This is a genomic window from Faecalibacter bovis, from assembly GCF_017948305.1.
In the GTDB taxonomy this organism is placed as follows: domain Bacteria; phylum Bacteroidota; class Bacteroidia; order Flavobacteriales; family Weeksellaceae; genus Empedobacter; species Empedobacter bovis.
The window spans coordinates 520,165-537,542 of the sequence record NZ_CP072842.1 but is presented as its reverse complement, the minus strand read 5'-3'; the positions used below and the strand labels follow the sequence as shown (position 1 = coordinate 537,542).

At 32.3% G+C, this 17,378-nt stretch carries 18 protein-coding genes; 9 read left to right on the top strand and 9 right to left on the bottom strand.

Translation table 11 applies throughout. The features are described 5' to 3' along the window. Positions 1 to 2: 2 nt before the first annotated feature. Positions 3 to 1,265, bottom strand: a complete 1,263-nt coding sequence (locus J9309_RS02675) for a hypothetical protein (protein ID WP_230477885.1) — start codon at positions 1,263 to 1,265, stop codon at positions 3 to 5. Between the two features lie 104 nt (positions 1,266 to 1,369). Between J9309_RS02675 and proS the strand changes: the two genes are divergently transcribed. Beyond that, positions 1,370 to 2,848: a proline--tRNA ligase gene (gene proS, locus J9309_RS02670; RefSeq protein ID WP_230476897.1), complete on the top strand. Its 1,479-nt coding sequence runs from the start codon at positions 1,370 to 1,372 to the stop codon at positions 2,846 to 2,848. A 47-nt stretch (positions 2,849 to 2,895) separates the two neighbouring features. On the opposite strand, the gene J9309_RS02665 is transcribed toward proS, so the two are convergent. Next, a complete protein-coding gene (locus tag J9309_RS02665; protein ID WP_230476896.1) occupies positions 2,896 to 3,204 on the bottom strand; it encodes a hypothetical protein in 309 nt (102 codons plus the stop codon). Positions 3,205 to 3,417: 213 nt separating this feature from the next. Here J9309_RS02665 and J9309_RS02660 point away from each other — a divergent pair, with 213 nt between their 5' ends. Beyond that, on the top strand, positions 3,418 to 5,883 hold the full coding sequence (locus J9309_RS02660) for a TonB-dependent receptor domain-containing protein (protein WP_230476895.1): 2,466 nt from the start codon (positions 3,418 to 3,420) through the stop codon (positions 5,881 to 5,883). A gap of 131 nt (positions 5,884 to 6,014) precedes the next feature. Here J9309_RS02660 and mscL read toward each other — a convergent pair whose 3' ends face one another. The 5 genes from mscL to J9309_RS02635 form a co-directional block, all read right to left on the bottom strand. Next, a complete protein-coding gene (gene mscL / locus J9309_RS02655; protein WP_230476894.1) occupies positions 6,015 to 6,395 on the bottom strand; it encodes a large conductance mechanosensitive channel protein MscL in 381 nt (126 codons plus the stop codon). Between the two features lie 14 nt (positions 6,396 to 6,409). Beyond that, the gene (gene lgt / locus J9309_RS02650; RefSeq protein WP_230476893.1) at positions 6,410 to 7,291 is read right to left on the bottom strand and encodes a prolipoprotein diacylglyceryl transferase; all 882 of its coding nucleotides are present in this window, start codon (positions 7,289 to 7,291) and stop codon (positions 6,410 to 6,412) included. Further along, positions 7,291 to 7,530, bottom strand: a complete 240-nt coding sequence (yidD, locus tag J9309_RS02645; RefSeq protein WP_230476892.1) for a membrane protein insertion efficiency factor YidD — start codon at positions 7,528 to 7,530, stop codon at positions 7,291 to 7,293. Before yidD ends, lgt begins: the two co-directional genes overlap by 1 nt. Before the next feature lie 82 nt (positions 7,531 to 7,612). Next, a complete protein-coding gene (locus J9309_RS02640; RefSeq protein WP_230476891.1) occupies positions 7,613 to 8,119 on the bottom strand; it encodes a thioredoxin family protein in 507 nt (168 codons plus the stop codon). 64 nt (positions 8,120 to 8,183) lie between these two features. Next, on the bottom strand, positions 8,184 to 8,588 hold the full coding sequence (locus J9309_RS02635) for a hypothetical protein (protein ID WP_230476890.1): 405 nt from the start codon (positions 8,586 to 8,588) through the stop codon (positions 8,184 to 8,186). Between the two features lie 120 nt (positions 8,589 to 8,708). Between J9309_RS02635 and J9309_RS02630 the strand changes: the two genes are divergently transcribed. After that, positions 8,709 to 9,989 carry a replication-associated recombination protein A gene (locus J9309_RS02630; RefSeq protein ID WP_230476889.1) on the top strand — a complete coding sequence of 427 codons (1,281 nt, stop codon included), beginning with the start codon at positions 8,709 to 8,711 and terminating at the stop codon, positions 9,987 to 9,989. 55 nt (positions 9,990 to 10,044) lie between these two features. Next, positions 10,045 to 10,467: a type II 3-dehydroquinate dehydratase gene (locus tag J9309_RS02625; RefSeq protein WP_230476888.1), complete on the top strand. Its 423-nt coding sequence runs from the start codon at positions 10,045 to 10,047 to the stop codon at positions 10,465 to 10,467. A gap of 34 nt (positions 10,468 to 10,501) precedes the next feature. Here J9309_RS02625 and yihA read toward each other — a convergent pair whose 3' ends face one another. Both yihA and J9309_RS02615 read right to left on the bottom strand, forming a co-directional pair. Further along, the gene (yihA, locus tag J9309_RS02620; RefSeq protein WP_230476887.1) at positions 10,502 to 11,137 is read right to left on the bottom strand and encodes a ribosome biogenesis GTP-binding protein YihA/YsxC; all 636 of its coding nucleotides are present in this window, start codon (positions 11,135 to 11,137) and stop codon (positions 10,502 to 10,504) included. A 6-nt stretch (positions 11,138 to 11,143) separates the two neighbouring features. After that, complete coding sequence (locus J9309_RS02615) at positions 11,144 to 11,923, bottom strand: alpha/beta fold hydrolase (RefSeq protein WP_230476886.1); 780 nt, start codon at positions 11,921 to 11,923, stop codon at positions 11,144 to 11,146. Positions 11,924 to 12,193: 270 nt separating this feature from the next. Here J9309_RS02615 and mraZ point away from each other — a divergent pair, with 270 nt between their 5' ends. The 5 genes from mraZ (at position 12,194) to J9309_RS02590 (ending at position 17,376) form a co-directional block, all read left to right on the top strand. Continuing rightward, positions 12,194 to 12,664 (top strand): division/cell wall cluster transcriptional repressor MraZ, encoded by a 471-nt coding sequence (gene mraZ, locus J9309_RS02610; RefSeq protein ID WP_230476885.1) that lies wholly within the window; start codon positions 12,194 to 12,196, stop codon positions 12,662 to 12,664. Further along, on the top strand, positions 12,648 to 13,556 hold the full coding sequence (gene rsmH, locus J9309_RS02605) for a 16S rRNA (cytosine(1402)-N(4))-methyltransferase RsmH (protein ID WP_230476884.1): 909 nt from the start codon (positions 12,648 to 12,650) through the stop codon (positions 13,554 to 13,556). The genes mraZ and rsmH overlap by 17 nt, the downstream gene beginning before the upstream one ends. Beyond that, entirely contained in the window at positions 13,549 to 13,941 is a 393-nt protein-coding gene (locus tag J9309_RS02600; protein ID WP_230476883.1) for an FtsL-like putative cell division protein, read from the top strand. The genes rsmH and J9309_RS02600 overlap by 8 nt, the downstream gene beginning before the upstream one ends. 85 nt (positions 13,942 to 14,026) lie before the next feature. Further along, the gene (locus tag J9309_RS02595) at positions 14,027 to 15,916 is read left to right on the top strand and encodes a penicillin-binding protein (protein WP_230476882.1); all 1,890 of its coding nucleotides are present in this window, start codon (positions 14,027 to 14,029) and stop codon (positions 15,914 to 15,916) included. Continuing rightward, positions 15,913 to 17,376, top strand: coding sequence for a UDP-N-acetylmuramoyl-L-alanyl-D-glutamate--2,6-diaminopimelate ligase (locus J9309_RS02590; protein ID WP_230476881.1), 1,464 nt, complete (start codon positions 15,913 to 15,915; stop codon positions 17,374 to 17,376). Before J9309_RS02595 ends, J9309_RS02590 begins: the two co-directional genes overlap by 4 nt. Positions 17,377 to 17,378: the final 2 nt, after the last annotated feature.

The following is a 17,378-nucleotide window of genomic DNA, read 5'->3' as shown; positions in this document are numbered from 1 at the left end:
TTTTAACGTCTTCCTGATCCACCTCTTGCACCAGAACTCATTGATCCACTTCCCATAGAACCTGATCCTACAGAACCAGAACTTCTCATTCCTCCAGTATTAGAAGGTGTGTATGATGGAGTCGTTCTTTGTGGCTCGTATGATTGCTGTCTTGTAGGTTGTTGCGTTCTACTTGGACGTGTTGATTGATTCGTAGTACCAGAAGTAGTTCCTTGTTGTGGTCTCGTAGTTCTAACTGGACGAGTTTCACGAACAGGAGATGTACCAACTGTACCTGAATTAGACATTGAATTTGTAGGTCTTACTTCTCTTGTAGGTCTAGTTTCACGGACAGGAGTAGTACCAACAGTTCCAGAATTAGAAATGCTGTTATTAGGTCTTACCTCTCTCGTAGGTCTAGTTTCTCTAATTGTAGAAGTACCAACAGTTCCTGTATTAGAAATATTGTTTGTAGGTCTTACTTCACGAGAAGGTCTTGTATTTCCAGTAATATTATTTTCAGGTCTAATTGTATTATTAGGTCTTGTTAAAATATTATTTCTACCATTATTCGGATCAATTAAACCATTATTAGGTCTTCCTCCTGGAGTTGCATAGTTTGGTCTATTGTAATGGTTGCTGTAGTAATAAGATCCGTAGTAGTTAGGATATACCCATCCACCATAGAAAGGTCTATTCCAACCCCAACCGTATCCACCGTACCATGAGTTACCCCATCCACCGTAAAAACCTCCGTAAAAAGGATCATTCCATCCCCATCCGAATCCCATTCCGTAATTCCAACCCCAACTAGAATTAAATCCCCAGTAAGGATTCATACCCCAACCGTAGTGTCCGAAATGCCATGGGCTACCCCATCCGAAGTTGTTGTTATAAACTGTAATATTCGTACCGTCGTTTCTTCCCCAATCAGCATTGTTTCCTAAGCTATTATAGAAATTATTTCCAAAAGAAGAATATCCGTATCCGTAAATATTTACATTTACGTTGTCATTTTGTTCATCCGAATTTTCATAGTAAAATTCTTCAGCACCATTACCGTTAGCGTCAAAGTAAGGAGAACCAACTCTGATACCGCTTTCTGCTGGTGAATTCTCTACCTCAACTTGTGCATAGGTTTTATCGGTATTAGGATTATAATACACACCATCAGTTTCTATATTCGAAGCTGATTGATACGTTGTACATGAAGAAACTCCTAAAATTACCGTTAACGGCACTGATAGTTTAAGTAAATTTTTAGAAATTTTAAAAACTTTATTCATTGTAAATGTATTTACTATGTTTGAAATTAATAAATTTGTACTTTATTTTAAAGGCAACAAGTATGCCATTGAAATGAAGTTACATAAACAAATATATAAATAATATGGCAAAACTTACAACTCGTGCTGAGGATTATTCTAAATGGTATAACGAACTTGTAGTTAAGGCAAATCTTGCTGAAAACTCGGGAGTTAGAGGATGCATGGTTATTAAACCGTACGGGTATGCTATTTGGGAAAAATTACAGGCAGAATTAGACAAAAGATTTAAAGAAACTGGTCACCAAAACGCGTATTTTCCACTTTTTGTACCCAAAAGTTTATTTGAGGCAGAGGAAAAAAATGCAGAAGGTTTTGCTAAAGAATGTGCTGTTGTAACTCATTACAGATTAAAAAATGATCCAGATAATGAAGGTAAATTAATGGTAGATCCAGAAGCTAAATTAGAGGAAGAATTAATTGTTCGTCCAACTTCTGAAGCTATTATTTGGAATACTTACAAGAATTGGATCCAATCATATCGTGATTTACCAATCTTAATTAACCAATGGGCTAATGTAGTTCGTTGGGAAATGAGAACAAGGTTATTTTTACGTACTGCCGAGTTTTTATGGCAAGAAGGTCACACGGCTCATGCAACGAAACAAGAAGCTGAGGAAGAAGCTGTAAAAATGCAAGAAGTTTACCGCGATGTAGTTGAAAATTTTATGGCAATCCCGGTTGTTAAAGGGTATAAAACTCCGTCTGAGCGTTTTGCAGGTGCAGATGAAACTTATACAATCGAAGCTTTAATGCAAGATGGTAAGGCGTTACAAGCTGGTACATCTCACTTCTTAGGTCAGAATTTTGCGAAAGCATTTGACGTGAAATTTACAACGAACGAAGGAAAACAAGAATATGTTTGGGCAACATCTTGGGGTGTTTCAACACGTTTGATGGGAGCTTTAATCATGACACATTCTGATGATTTGGGATTAGTTTTACCTCCGAAATTAGCTCCAATTCAAGTTGCAATTGTTCCAATTTATAAAACAGAAGAGCAATTAGCAGAGATTCGTCAAGTAGTTGATAAAATCCAAACTGAATTGAAAGAGAAAGGAATTACGGTTAAGTTTGATGATGATGATAAAACTAAACCAGGTTGGAAATTTGCTGAATACGAACTAAAAGGTGTTCCTGTACGTATGGCAATTGGACCAAAAGATCTTGAAAAAGGTCATGTTGAGGTTGCTCGTCGTGATACTTTAGAAAAACAATTTATTGCTTTAGATGAGGTTGTGAATCGTACAGAAAGTTTATTAGAAGAAATTCAAACTAACTTATATCAACGTGCATTTGATTACAGAGCTGAACATACAACAGAAGTTTCTACTTGGGAAGAATTCCAAGAAGTTTTAGAAAACAAAGGTGGATTTATTTCAGCTTTATGGGATGGAACAGAAGAAACAGAAGAAGCTGTAAAAGATGCTACAAAAGCTACAATTCGTTGTATTCCTCAAGCATTTGAAATTCCTACGGAAGGAGTTGATATGTATTCAGGAAAGCCAGCGAAATACAGAGTTTTATACGCGAAAGCTTATTAATAAATTATATAATTAAAAAAAGCCGTGAATTACTTCACGGCTTTTTTTTACTTTTTTTGCGCTTTATGTTTCTCAATAATCGCTTTTAATTTAGCTTTTTGTTCAGGAGTATAAATATCATCAATTTCTTCTAACTCACGTTTACGTAAGTCGTTCAATTTACGTTTCAACTCAGCCTTTTCAGGGTTATATTTATCTTTGATTGCTTTAATTTTTAATACTTGAGCGTCAGTCAGATCCATCTCTTTCTTAAATTTCTCAAATTTCTGCTCATTACTTTGGTTAGTTTGTCCAAAAGCTGATACAGAAGTTACAAATAAAGCAATATAAGCTATGTTTTTTAGACTTAAATTCATATTCTAAATATTTTAATCAAAACTCTTTACAACTTTAGACCTAAATTTTTAATAAAGGTTTAATTAAAGAGAATAAAAATTATGATTAACTTAAAAATGAGGTGATTTTTTTTGATTGATCAATTTTGATAAAAAAACTTTAAATATTGATTAAACCTTTTGTCTATTTTATTGTCTAAGGTAGTATATCAAAATTAACTACAATCAAAATTAATGATGGGATTTAAGAATTTATTTACTTTACTATTTGGTTTGTTTGTTATTGTGTTGAATGCACAAGATAAACTACAAATCAAGGGAAAAGTACAATCGAATGAGAATACACCTTTGCAGTATGTTACGCTTACTTTAGAAGATAATGAAGGTGTTGTGGCTGAAGCAATGGCAGATGAAAAAGGAGATTTTAATATTGAAGCTCCTGCAGGAAATTATATTTTATTGATTGAGCCTTTAGGATATGATGTTATCCAAAAAGATATCAATTTATCATCTAACATCAACTTAGGTTTAATGACAGTTAAAACAGGGGAAACTGTAAGTTTAGGTGCCGCTGTAATTACTGCTGAAAAACCAGTTTATAAGGTTGAATTAGATAAAAAAGTGTATGATATGGCTAATGACCCAATGTCGCAAGGTCAGTCTTTATCAGATGCTTTACAAAATGTACCATCTGTACAAGTTGATGCAGAAGGTAATGTTTCATTACGTGGTAATGATAACGTAAAATTTTTAATAGATGGGAAACCATCAGGAATGTTAGGAGTTTCTAGTGTAGCAGATGCATTAAAAAATATTCCAGCAGAAAACGTTGAGCGTATTGAAGTGGTTACAAATCCATCTTCTCGTTACGAGGCTTCAGGTTCAGCAGGTATTATTAATATCGTTCTTAAAAAAGGTTCAAACACTGGATTTAATGGTTCTGTAACATTGAATGGAGGAATTCCTGAAATGGTTGGTGTTAATGCGAATTTGAATTATAAAACTAAAAAATTCAACTGGTACACAAACTTTGGAACTCGTTATGCAGATCGTGAAGGTGAAGGTTCAGCATTTATGACAAGTTACGAGAATGGTGCAATTTCTTCATACCGTGCAACAGATCGTACAAATAATCGTATCAGAAGAAACTACAATTTCCGTATAGGTACTGAATATTATTTAGACGATAAAAACACTATTGGAGCTTCTGCAGGATACCGTTACAATAACGGAGACAACATCTCTTTAGTTGATTATTCTTACTTTGATTCTAACATGACTTTAGCTTCTAAAAGCTTTAATTTACAGAATGAAAAAGAATTAGAAAATAACTTTGATGCTGATATTAGCTATAAGCACGAATTTGATAAAGCTGGTCACGAATTTTCTTTTACAGGTCGTTTTTCTGCGCAAACTGAAGAAGAAGATGGTGTAATTAGTAGTAATTCTAGCAACAACAGAATTACAGATAATTTAGAAGAGCAAACAACAGTTGTATTTACTGCTGATTATGTTCGTCCAATTGGTGAAAAAGGTAAATTTGAATTAGGTGCTCGTGCTGATTTCAATAATAATAAATCAGACAATCAAACATTTTTTGATCAGAATGGAGTTTTAGTTCCAGATCCAAACTTTAATGCAAATATTGATAATCAACAAAACGTTTACGCTGCATATGCACAATACGGAAACGCTATCGGAAAATTCCAATATTTTGCAGGATTACGTTTAGAATCATCTGATATGAATATTGATTTCTTATCTACTGGAGATAAAATCAAAAAGAATTATACAGATTTATTTCCAACTGCAACATTAAACTATACATTTAACGAGAAAAACGAATTACAATTAAGTTATTCTAAGCGTATTCGTCGTCCAATGGGATTCATGTTAAACCCATTCTTTTCTCCAACTGATGATAAAAACATTCGTTACGGTAATCCAGATTTAGATCCAACTTATACAAATTCATTTGAGTTAACTTATATCACAAATATTGGTAAATTAATGGTTACACCAGGAATTTTCTACCAAAAAACAACAGATATGATTAACCAATTTCAACGTAAAAATTGGAACGAAGCTGGCGAAGAAATTTTTATTACACGTCCAGTTAATGCAGGAAATGAGGATCGTTACGGTTTAGATTTAACAGCTACTTATCGTCCATTTAGATGGTGGAACTTAATGTTAAACGTTAACTTATTCGGTTACGAAAGAACAGGTTATTATGAAGAAGTTAATTCTTACTTAGATCCAGTAACTGGTATTGCAGGAACAAAAGTAGATTCACAAGATTTTTCTGGAGACGGATTTAGTTCAAGAGGTCGTTTATCATCTAACTTTACATTACCAGGTGATTTCAAAATGCAAATTGCAGGAAACTACATGGGAGCTATTGAAACAGCTCAACAAAGAGTAGAAGATAACTTATCAATGGATTTCTCTTTATCTAAAGATTTATTCGATAAAAAAGCGACAATCGCATTTAATATTCGTGACGTATTTGATTCAAGAAAACGTGAAATGACACAGTTTGCTAACGATTATACAAATTACGAAAGTATGCGTTGGATGGTTAGATCTTTCAATTTATCATTTACATACCGTTTCAAGAATTCAGACAAGGACAAGAAAAAACAAGGTCCAGATAATGAAGAAATGCAAGAAATGGGTGAAATGGGAGGAGGATTTTAATTCACTATCATAACTCAAAAAAAAATAGTAAAGCACTTGAAGTTTTTCAAGTGCTTTTTTTATAATATGAATCAAATAAAAACCCCGAAGTATAGACTTCGGGGTTTTTATTTTTATATTAATTAAGACGATTATTTATTTTTTAATAAATCACGAATCTCAGCTAATAATTCTTCTTGTGTTGGTCCAGCCGGAGCTTCTTCTACAACTTCTTCTCTTTTTAATTTGTTAATTCCTTTAATCATTACAAACAATGCAAAAGCAACTACTACAAAAGAGATAAATGCTGAAAGGAATAATCCGTATTTAATTGCAGTACCCGGAATTACTAAATCAGCTAAATTGTCTAACTGTAATGTTTCTAATGTTGGAGTTAATATCGCAGGTGTAATAATATCTTCTACCAAAGAAGTTACGATTTTACCAAAAGCGCCACCGATCACTACACCGACAGCTAAGTCTACCACGTTTCCTTTAACGGCAAACTCTTTGAATTCTTTAAAAAATCCCATAAGTTTATAAATATTTAGTTGATAAATTTTCTGTTTTTAGACGTGATATAAATGTAAACTCCAATAATCATAAAAGGAATACTTAATATCTGTCCGTTGTTTAAGCCGATATTTAATGCTTCAGCTACAGCTTCGTTTCCTTGATCTTCTTTAAAGAATTCAACTACAAAACGTATTAAAAATAAGAAAAATAAGAAGATTCCGAACAATGCTCCTAAATCATTTTTCTTTTCTGTTTTGTTGTAAGCGTATAACATCACAAATCCTAAGATAATATAGCCAAATGCTTCGTATAATTGTGCAGGATGACGAGGAATTATTTCACCATAACCTGAGCTTTGATTGTGGAATTTAACTGCCCATGGTAAATCTGATCCTTTTCCTACAATTTCAGAATTATAAAAATTACCAATTCGTACAGCTGCACCACCAAATGGAACTACTGTTGCAATTCGGTCTAAAAGCCATAACATACTTCTTTTAGTATATTTTTTTGAAAAGATGTATGCTGCAATTATAACACCAAGTGCAGCTCCGTGACTTGCTAAACCACTAAATCCTACAAATTCATAATCATTTAAAAATCCAAAAGCAGTAGAACCAGGAGAATGAACTACAGGTAAAAAAACTTCGATTGGTTTTTCAATAAACGCAGCAGGATCGTAAAATAAATATTCACCTAAACGTGCACCACCAATAGCTCCTACGAAAATGTACAAGAAAAGTGGGTCTAACCATTCTTTTTTATTATTTTCTTTTTTGAAAATATTTGCCATTAAATACCATCCAACAACAAATGCGATAATCCAACATAAGCTATAAATATGGATTTTGAAACTTCCTAATTCGAATAAATAAGGCGAAGGTTGCCAATCAATGTAAGCGAATAAACTCATTATATTTTTGTATTATTTTTAGGTACTGGGTCGTATCCATGTCCTCCCCAAGGATGACAACGACCAATTCTTTTTGTGCCAAGCCATAATCCTTTAAATAAACCATGCTCTTTTAATGCATCAATCATATAATGCGAACAAGTTGGTTGGTATCTGCAATTATTTCCCAGCCAAGGAGAAATTGCTAATTGATAAAACCTAACCAAGATGATAAAGGGTTTAATTAAAAGATTATTCATTCAACAAAGGTAATTATTAGGAAACAATAATAGATAAAAAAACTCTTACCAAGGATAAGAGTTTTATATCTATTAATGTTTATTATTTTTTAATATAAGATGCTGGATCTAATGCTTTGTAAGACCAACTTTGTAAAAAGCTCATAACTTCTTTTGGATCATGACCTTTAATTTCTTTACTTTCTAGGTATGCTGAATTTTGAGTATGAATTAAATTTCCTTTATCATCTAAAACGACAAATACTGGAAATCCGAATCTTTCTGGATGTTTTAATTCAGCTAAAACAGCTTCATTTTTATTTTTAGGAGAATAATTAACGTGAACCACTTCGTAATTATCGTTCATGTATTTATTAATTTCTTCGTTATTAGTCGTTAAATCATTAAATAACATACACCAAGCACACCAATTACCTCCAATTTGTAATAAAACATGTTTCTTGTTTGTTTCAGCTTTTTTTACAGCTTCAGCAATTAAAACTTTAGCATCTGCATTTTCATCATAAACTTTTTTCTTTTCGGCTGTTTGTCCAAAAGCAAAGCTTAGCGACATCATCATTAATCCGAAAAATATAGTTAATTTTTTCATTGTATCGTTTTAAACAATTATTCAACTAAATTAATATAAAAATCGGGCCAAAATGCATTTTGAGCTACATTTTGATTAATTGATAGTATGTATTTAACTTTCCTTGTATAATTTCTATTTCTTGAATTTGATGCGTATAATTTTTAGATTCTTGATCAAATAAAGTGATATTACTTTCAAATTTTAACAAATCAATCTGCATTTGATATCGATTTATTTTTAGTGAAATTTGTTTGGAATAATATTTAATCAAATTATTATAAATATCTTTTAAATTATTATTTAATAAAATGATTGATTTAAACTCTTGAATTTCAGCTAAGAAATCTAACATTTGAGAAGTAATTACAGTTTGTTTTTTTCGTAATTCCTTTTGACTCGAATAACTGTGAGTTGCAACAATTTGTTGTTCTAAGATTTTGTGTTTTTCTGTTAAGATTACTGCACATTCAAAAGCTTTATTCATCATCTAAGATTTTTAATTGGAGCAAATAAAATATGTTTTAATGCCAATATGTGTCGTTTAAAAATGATGTGATAAATTTCCATAAAACTTTAACTAAATTTGAATTCAATAAATTCTCGAATTATGAATATGCCTCTTGCAGAACGAATGCGTCCACGCACCTTAGAAGATTATATCAATCAAAAACATTTAGTTGGTCCAAATGGTCCAATATCAATGATGTTAAAGAATGATTTAATTGCTTCAATGATTTTTTGGGGACCTCCAGGAACAGGAAAAACTACATTAGCGCAATTGGTAGCAGAACTTTCTGGTCGACCATTTTATACTTTAAGTGCGATTAATGCAGGTGTAAAAGATGTTCGTGAAGTGATTGATAAAGCAAAAGATCAGAATTTATTTTCGGGTGGTCGCAATCCAATTTTATTTATAGACGAGATTCATCGTTTTAATAAATCGCAACAAGATAGTTTGTTAGGAGCCGTGGAAAAAGGATGGGTTACTTTGATTGGAGCAACAACTGAAAATCCAAGTTTTGAAGTTGTACCAGCCTTATTGTCACGCGCACAGGTGTATGCTATAAAATCATTAGAAAGAGAAGATTTAGAGGGGTTAATAACACGAGCTTTAATAAAAGATGAATTTTTGTCTAAAAGAACGGTAATAATAAAGGAAACAAATGCTTTGATAAGATATTCTGGTGGAGATGCAAGAAAATTATTAAACGGATTGGAATTGGTAATTAATAGTTTTTCTGATGATGAAGAAATTTTGATTACAGATGAAATCGTTACCTCAAGAATTCAACAAAATTTGGCACGTTACGATAAAACTGGCGAACAGCATTATGATATTATTTCGGCCTTTATAAAATCGATACGAGGTTCAGATCCAAATGGAGCAGTTTATTGGTTAGCTCGAATGATAGAAGGTGGCGAAGATTTAAAATTTATTGCACGAAGATTGTTGATATCAGCTTCGGAAGATATAGGAAACGCCAATCCAACAGCGATGATTTTAGCTAATAATACTTTTCAAGCTGTTTCGGTAATTGGTTATCCAGAATCTCGAATTTTATTAAGTCAGTGTGCGATTTATTTAGCTAATTCGCCTAAAAGTAATTCAACGTACATGGCAATTAATAAAGCGCAGCAAGCGGTAAAGCAAACGGGCGATTTGTCTGTTCCTTTACATCTAAGAAATGCGCCAACTAAATTAATGAAACAGATGGATTACGGGAAAGAATATAAATATTCACATGATTATGATAACAATTTTACATATCAAGAATATTTACCCGATGAATTGCAAAACGTAACTTTTTACGAACCTGGTGATAATAAAAGAGAGCAGCAAGATAAGTTTGCTTTGAACCAAAAATGGAGAGGGAAATACGGATATTAATTGGTTGTAGATTAAACGCTTATTTATTTGCCGTAAATTATATAAAATTAAGAAGATGAAACAGATACAAATCATAAATGGACCAAACTTAAATTTGTTAGGTGTGAGAGAACCAGAAATTTATGGAACTCAAACTTTTGAAGATTATTTTTTAGAATTAAAAAAAGAATTCCCTGATTATTCGATTCATTATTACCAATCCAATCATGAAGGAGATTTGATAGATATCTTACATAAGGTTGGTTTTTCGTATGATGGAATAGTGTTAAACGCAGGTGCGTATACACATTATTCATATGCATTAGCAGATGCGATAAAAGCGATAAAAACTCCGGTTATTGAAGTTCATATTTCTGATATTTATGCACGAGAAGGTTTTAGAGCTACAAGTGTTACAGGTGTAAATTGTATAAAAATTATTTCTGGAAAAGGATTGTCAGGTTATAAAGAAGCGATTGAAGAATTGATTCAAAAATAAAAAAGGATGAAGTTAACTTCATCCTTTTTTTATTTTAATATTCTTTTTTGTACTGTTCTTTTTTAAACTCGTCAACTAAATGTTCGTTTAAACTATCAATGTAACCTAAGATTTCTAATTTCCCAATTTGGCTACTTGCTGAACTTGAAAATATCACTGGTAATTCTTCCCAAGATTTTAATAATTCAGTTTTATAATTGTTTAAATTCTTTTGGAATTCTGTACTTGATAATTTATCCAACTTTGTAAAGACAATAGAAAAAGGAATTCCTTTATTTCCTAACCATTGCATAAATTGTAAATCTATGGCTTGTGGTTTATGTCTTGAGTCAATTAATAAAAAAACATTTACTAAATTTTTACGAAACTCGATGTAATCGTAAATCATTTTATTAAATCCTCCACGAACACCTTTCGGAGCTTTTGCGAATCCATAACCTGGTAAATCTGTTAAATACCAAGTATCATCCATTTCAAACGTATTAATTAATTGCGTTTTACCTGGAGTGGAAGATGTTTTTGCTAATGCTTTCTTATTCGCAAGCATATTTATTAATGAAGATTTCCCCACATTAGATCTACCGATGAAAGCATATTCTGGTTTGAATGGTGGAGGGCAATCTGTATATTTTTGAGAACTTGTAACAAATTCTGCTTTTTTAATCATCATAACTTTTTAGTTTGAAGATGGATTAATACCTTTTTCAATTAACCAGTTATTTAATATTTCATTGAATAAATCTGGATGCTCCATCATAGGTGCGTGTCCACATTCATCAATCCAATATAAAGATGCATCTGGTAACTCTTCATTAAATTCTATCGCAACTTCTGGTGGTGTAACATTATCTTGTTTTCCCCAAATTAAACATACAGGAATTTTAATGTCAATTAAATCTTCTTTCATGTTAGATTTAATTGCATCACGAGCAATGTATAAAGTTTTTATTGCTTTATTTCTATCGTTAACGGTATTAAATACGTCATCAACAATTTCTTTTGTAGCTACTTCAGGATTAAAAAATACTTCACGAGTTTTACGTTCTACATAAGAATAGTCACCTCTTTTAGGGTAAGTTTCTCCAAATGATTTTTCGTATAAACCAGAACTTCCTGTTAAACATAAAGCAGTAACTAATTCAGGACGTTTATGGCTTACAACTAAACCTATATGTCCTCCTAAAGAATTTCCTACTAAAATTACAGGCTCTTGAATTATTTCTTCAATAAACTTCGCAACGTGTTTAGCAATGTTTGCAACATTAGTACTAATTATAGGCAAAGAATATAAAGGTAATTCTGGCGCATAAACTTTGTATCCTCTCTGTGCAAAGAAATTTGTAAGTGAACTAAAGTTACTTAATTCGCCCATTAGTCCATGAAGTAAAACGATAGGTTTTCCTTCTCCTTCTTCAATATAAGAGAACGTATCTTTCTTTTTTAAGCTAAAAAACATCTACTTGTTGTTAAGTCGACAAATTTAGTCAATAATTATTTTTTATAGTATATAAATTCAAAAACTTTGCAGAATACATGCAAATATCAGGTTAAGTTTATTAAAACAATGGCTATATAAATAGTTTTTAAATGATTGTGTTTTACACTTTGAGAAGCTATTCATAACTAATTGATTATAAAATTCAAATTGTTAATAAATTTTTAAAATAATTGTGGTAAAAAATGGTAAATTGTGGTAAAATATTTTTTATTTTTGAAAAAATTCTCCATGAACACCCTGATCGGTACATATGAATGCAAAGTTGATGCAAAAGGGAGACTTCCTATTCCAGCCGGATTGAAGAAGCAACTGTCTGATTGCCTTAGTGATGGATTCGTAGTTAAGCGTTCAGTTTTTCAGAAGTGTTTAGAGATTCATCCCATGAAAAATTGGGATAAAATCATGACCGATTTAAACAAGTTGAATCGGTTTGTGAAGAAAAATAACGATTTTATTAGAGCATTTACCGCTGGTGTAAAAGTAGTGGAAGTAGATTCTAATAATCGTTTGCAGATTTCGAAAGATTTGGTAGCGTATGCTCAAATTGATAAAGAAGTAGTTTTATCAACTTCAATCGATATAATAGAAATCTGGGATAAAGACTTGTACGAAAGTATTATTAATGTAGATGATGTCGATTTTGCTCAATTAGCAGAAGACATTATGGGAAATTTAAACGAAAATGAGCGAATATCATAACCCAGTATTATTAAAAGATAGTGTAGATGCATTAATTATTAATGAATCTGGTATTTATGTAGATTGTACTTTCGGCGGAGGTGGGCATTCGCGCGAGATAGTAAGCAGATTAGCAGAAGGTGGAAAGTTATATTCTTTCGATCAAGATGAAGATGCTGTTAGAAATAAATTTGAAGATCCAAAATTCGAATTAATCGAACAAAATTTTAGGTTCTTAAAAAATAACTTACGCTTTCGTTTAGTGCGTCAAATTGATGGAGTTTTAGCTGACTTAGGAGTTTCTTCGCATCAGTTCGATACACCAGATCGTGGATTTTCTACACGTTTCGATGGTGAATTGGATATGAGAATGAATCAAAATTCTAAACTATCTGCTAAAACAATTGTAAATGAATATGAGGAAGAAGATTTAGCTCGTATTTTTTATGATTATGGTGAATTACAAGGTTCTTACCGATTAGCCAAAGAAATCATCAAAGCAAGAGAAATTAAACCAATCGAAACAATTGAAGAATTAAAAGCTATTTTTTCATTTATTCCAAAAATGAAAGAAAATAAATTCTTCGCTCAAATGTTTCAAGCGTTAAGAATCGAAGTGAATGATGAAATGGCTGCTTTAAAAGATATGTTAATGCAATGTGCCGAGGTTATTAAGCCAGGTGGTCGTTTAGTAATTATATCTTACCATTCATTAGAAGATCGTTTAGTAAAACGTTTTATCAAAAATGGAATGTTTGAAGGAGAACCAGAGCGTGATATGTACGGAAATTGGTATGCACCATTTAAACCATTACAGTCAAAAGTGATTGTTCCTACACAAGATGAAATAAATGTAAATCCAAGAGCACGTAGTGCGAAAATGAGAATTGCTGTAAGAAACGAAAATGAATAAAAATAGACCGACACCTAAAAAGATAGATAGAGTTAAAAAAGAAGATTTGCCTTCAAAGAATACAGTTTTAAAGATTCTTGCGGGTGATTTCTTGACGAAAAATGGTTCTCGTCAAAACTGGAAATTTATATTCTTTTTAGTTGGTCTTGCATTTATCAGTATTACCAGTTCGCATTGGGTTGATAAAAAAGTAGTACGCATCAATGAGTTGCAAGAAAGTGTAGAAGATTTAAAATCGCAGTACACAGATAAGCATCGAGATTTAATGCGTATGCAGCTAGAAACAGAAATTATTAGTAAAACAGAAATGTATGGGCTTAAAATTCCAGATAAGCAACCATATTATATCGTTGAAGAAGTAGAGGAACAAGAAGTTGATGAATAACAAGGATAACAAAAAAAGTATTGTATTAAAAGGTTGGGTATTCGCTGGGGGACTAGCGATATGGGCCTTTGCTGTGCTTTTTTTTATGTTCAGAATCAATGTGCTTGAAGGAGACGAATTAAAAGAATTTGCTGAAAATAATAATTTTAGATTAGCTACTGAAGAGGCTGAAAGAGGAAATCTTTATGCTTCAAATGGAGCTTTAATGGCTACAACGGTAACTAAACACAATATTTATGTGGATTTAGTTGCGATTAAAGATGATTTATTTAAAGAAAATGTTCAGCACTTAGCTGATTCTTTAGGTAAAATGTTTGATAAATCTCCAACTCATTTTTTTGATAAATTAACAAAAGAGCGTGAAAAGAAAAATCGCTATATGATGTTAGTTAAAGGATTGGATTATGAACAATACCAACGTATTCGTAAGTTTCCAATCTTTAATAAAGGTCAAAATAAAGGTGGATTTATTCATGAAATTGAATCGAAACGAGAATTAATCGTAAAAGATATTGGTGCTCGTACAATTGGATACGATGATACACGTGGTAAAGTTGGTTTAGAAGGAGCTTACAGCGATCTGTTAACAGGTTTAGAAGGTCGTCGTTGGGAACAATTTATGGGCCGTGGAAAATGGAAACCATTTAAAAATTGGGAACAAGAGCCACAACCAGGTTCGTCTGTTTATACGACGATTGATGCAGATTTACAGATGATTTCTTACGATGCTCTATATCAACAATTATCAGCTTTCGAAGCTCAGCACGGAAGTGTTGTGGTGATGGAAGTTCCAACAGGAAAAATTAGATCAATTGTTAATTTAACTCGTAAAGAAGACGGTACTTATGTTGATGATTATAACTATGCGGTAGGAGAAGCTGCAGAGCCAGGCTCTACTTTCAAAGCTGTGTCTATGCTTGTTGGTATGGATGATGGTTATTTTGATAAGAATACAGTGGTTGAAACTGGAGGAGGATCATATAAATTGTATAACAGAAGAATCACGGATTCGCATCCGAATGGAAGATTAACAGTAGATGGTGTAATTAAAAAATCATCTAATATTGGTACAGCGAAACTAATTAATCAACATTATAACTCGCAACCAGAGCAGTTCTTTAAAAAGTTAGAAAAATGGAATTTAACCAAACCTCTTGGAGTTGATATTCTTGGGGAAGGTAAACCGGTAATGCATAAACCAGATTCTAAAAGTTGGTCTAATGTTACATTACCAGTTATGTCTTACGGTTATGGTTTAAATATTACTCCAATCCAATTAGTAACATTTTATAATGCTATTGCTAATAATGGTAAAATGGTAAAACCTCTTTTTATGGATAAAATATCTAAAAAAGGGGAAGAAGATATAGTTTTTGAACCTGTAGTTTTAGTGGATCGAATTTCATCTCCAGAAAACATTCGTGCAATGCAGGATATGTTGAAAGGAGCAGTAACGGAAGGAACTGGACGATTAATTCATACAGATAACTACGAGATTGCAGGAAAAACAGGAACAGCAAGGGTTGAATATTGGAAAAAAGATCAAGGGATGCAATATCGTGCCTCTTTTGCAGGATATTTCCCAGCAGATAAACCAAAATATTCTTGTATTGTAGTTGTTCATAAACCAAATCCACAGAAAGGATATTATGGTGGTGGAGTAACTGGACCTGTATTTAAAAAGATTGCTGATTGGGTATATTCAAAAACTCCCATACCTTTGCCGTCCGAAATAAAAAAGAGTGGCAAGAATGTGAAAAGCAGTTTTGCGAAAGAATCTGTAATTGTAACAAGTAAAACTAAAAATATAACTCCTAATGTTACGGGGTATTCAGGATCTAAAGCGATTCCTGTTTTAGAAAATTTAGGGTTTGATGTTAGATATTCAGGTATTGGACGCGTAACGAATCAATCAATTCCTGCAGGCGTAAGATTTAGAAAAGGTGAAACAATTTATTTAATGTTGGAGAGATGAGAAGTTTAAAGGATTTACTATATGGTGTTTCTATCTCTCAAACTGTGGGACGTACAGACGTGTCTGTTAACGAAATTCAGTTTGATTCCAGAAAAGTAAAAGACAACGACGTATTCGTTGCAGTACGAGGTGTTACTGTTGATGGACACGCTTATATAAATAAGGCAATAGAGTTAGGAGCTCTTGCTGTAATTTGTGAAGAAATTCCAACTCAATATGATGAAAATGTAACTTATATACAGGTTACAGATGCTCAGATTGCTTTAGGTGTTTTAGCTTCAAATTATTACGATAATCCTACAAAAGATTTAAAATTAGTAGGTATTACCGGAACAAATGGTAAAACAACGACTACAACTTTGTTGTATGAATTGTTTACGAAAATGGGATATGCATGCGCATTAATCTCAACAATTAAAATTGTTATTGATGGTGAAGTAATTCCGTCTACACACACAACTCCAGATATTCTTACTTTAAACAAAATGTTTAGAGAAGCAGTTGACAGAGGTTGTGAATTTGCGTTTATGGAGGTAAGTTCTCATGGAATTCACCAAAATCGCATTGCTGGATTGCATTTTTCAGTAGCTGGTTTTAATAATATTACACACGATCATTTAGATTATCATGTAACATTTGCAAATTACATTGCTGCAAAAAAGAAATTTTTTGATGATTTACCAAAATCTGCAGTTGCGATTACAAACATTGATGATAAAAATGGTTTAGTGATGCTACAAAATACAGTAGCATCTAAAAAAACATACGCTTTAAGAACAGATGCTGATTTTAAAGCAAAAATTTTAGAAAATCAATTTGACGGAATGTTGTTAGAATTTAATGGAAAAGAATTCTGGACTTCATTAATCGGTCGATTTAATGCTTATAATTTATTAGAAGTTTTTGCAATAGCATCAATTTTAGGACAAGATGAATTACAAGTATTAACAACGCTTAGTACGTTGAAAAATGTTGATGGTCGTTTCGAAACTTTCAAAACAGCCTCTGGAATTGTCATTATCGTAGATTATGCACACACACCAGATGCTTTAGAGAATGTTTTAAATACCATTGATGCAATACGCACAAAAAATGAAAAATTAATTACTGTTGTAGGTTGTGGTGGTGACCGCGATAAAACGAAGCGTCCAGAAATGGCAGATATCGCAAGTTCTCAGTCGCAAGTTGCAATATTTACATCAGATAATCCTAGAACTGAAGATCCTGAAGTGATTCTGCAGGAAATGGAAGCTGGTGTTAAACCACAATTTTATAACCGAACGCTAAAAATTACTGATCGCAAAGAAGCGATTAAAACAGCGTTAAAAATGGCTGAACCGAACGATATTGTTTTAATCGCAGGTAAAGGTCATGAAACATATCAAGAGATTAATGGGGTTAAATCTCATTTCTCAGATTTAGAGGTAGCAACAGAATTAAGTCAATTATTGAACAAATAGCA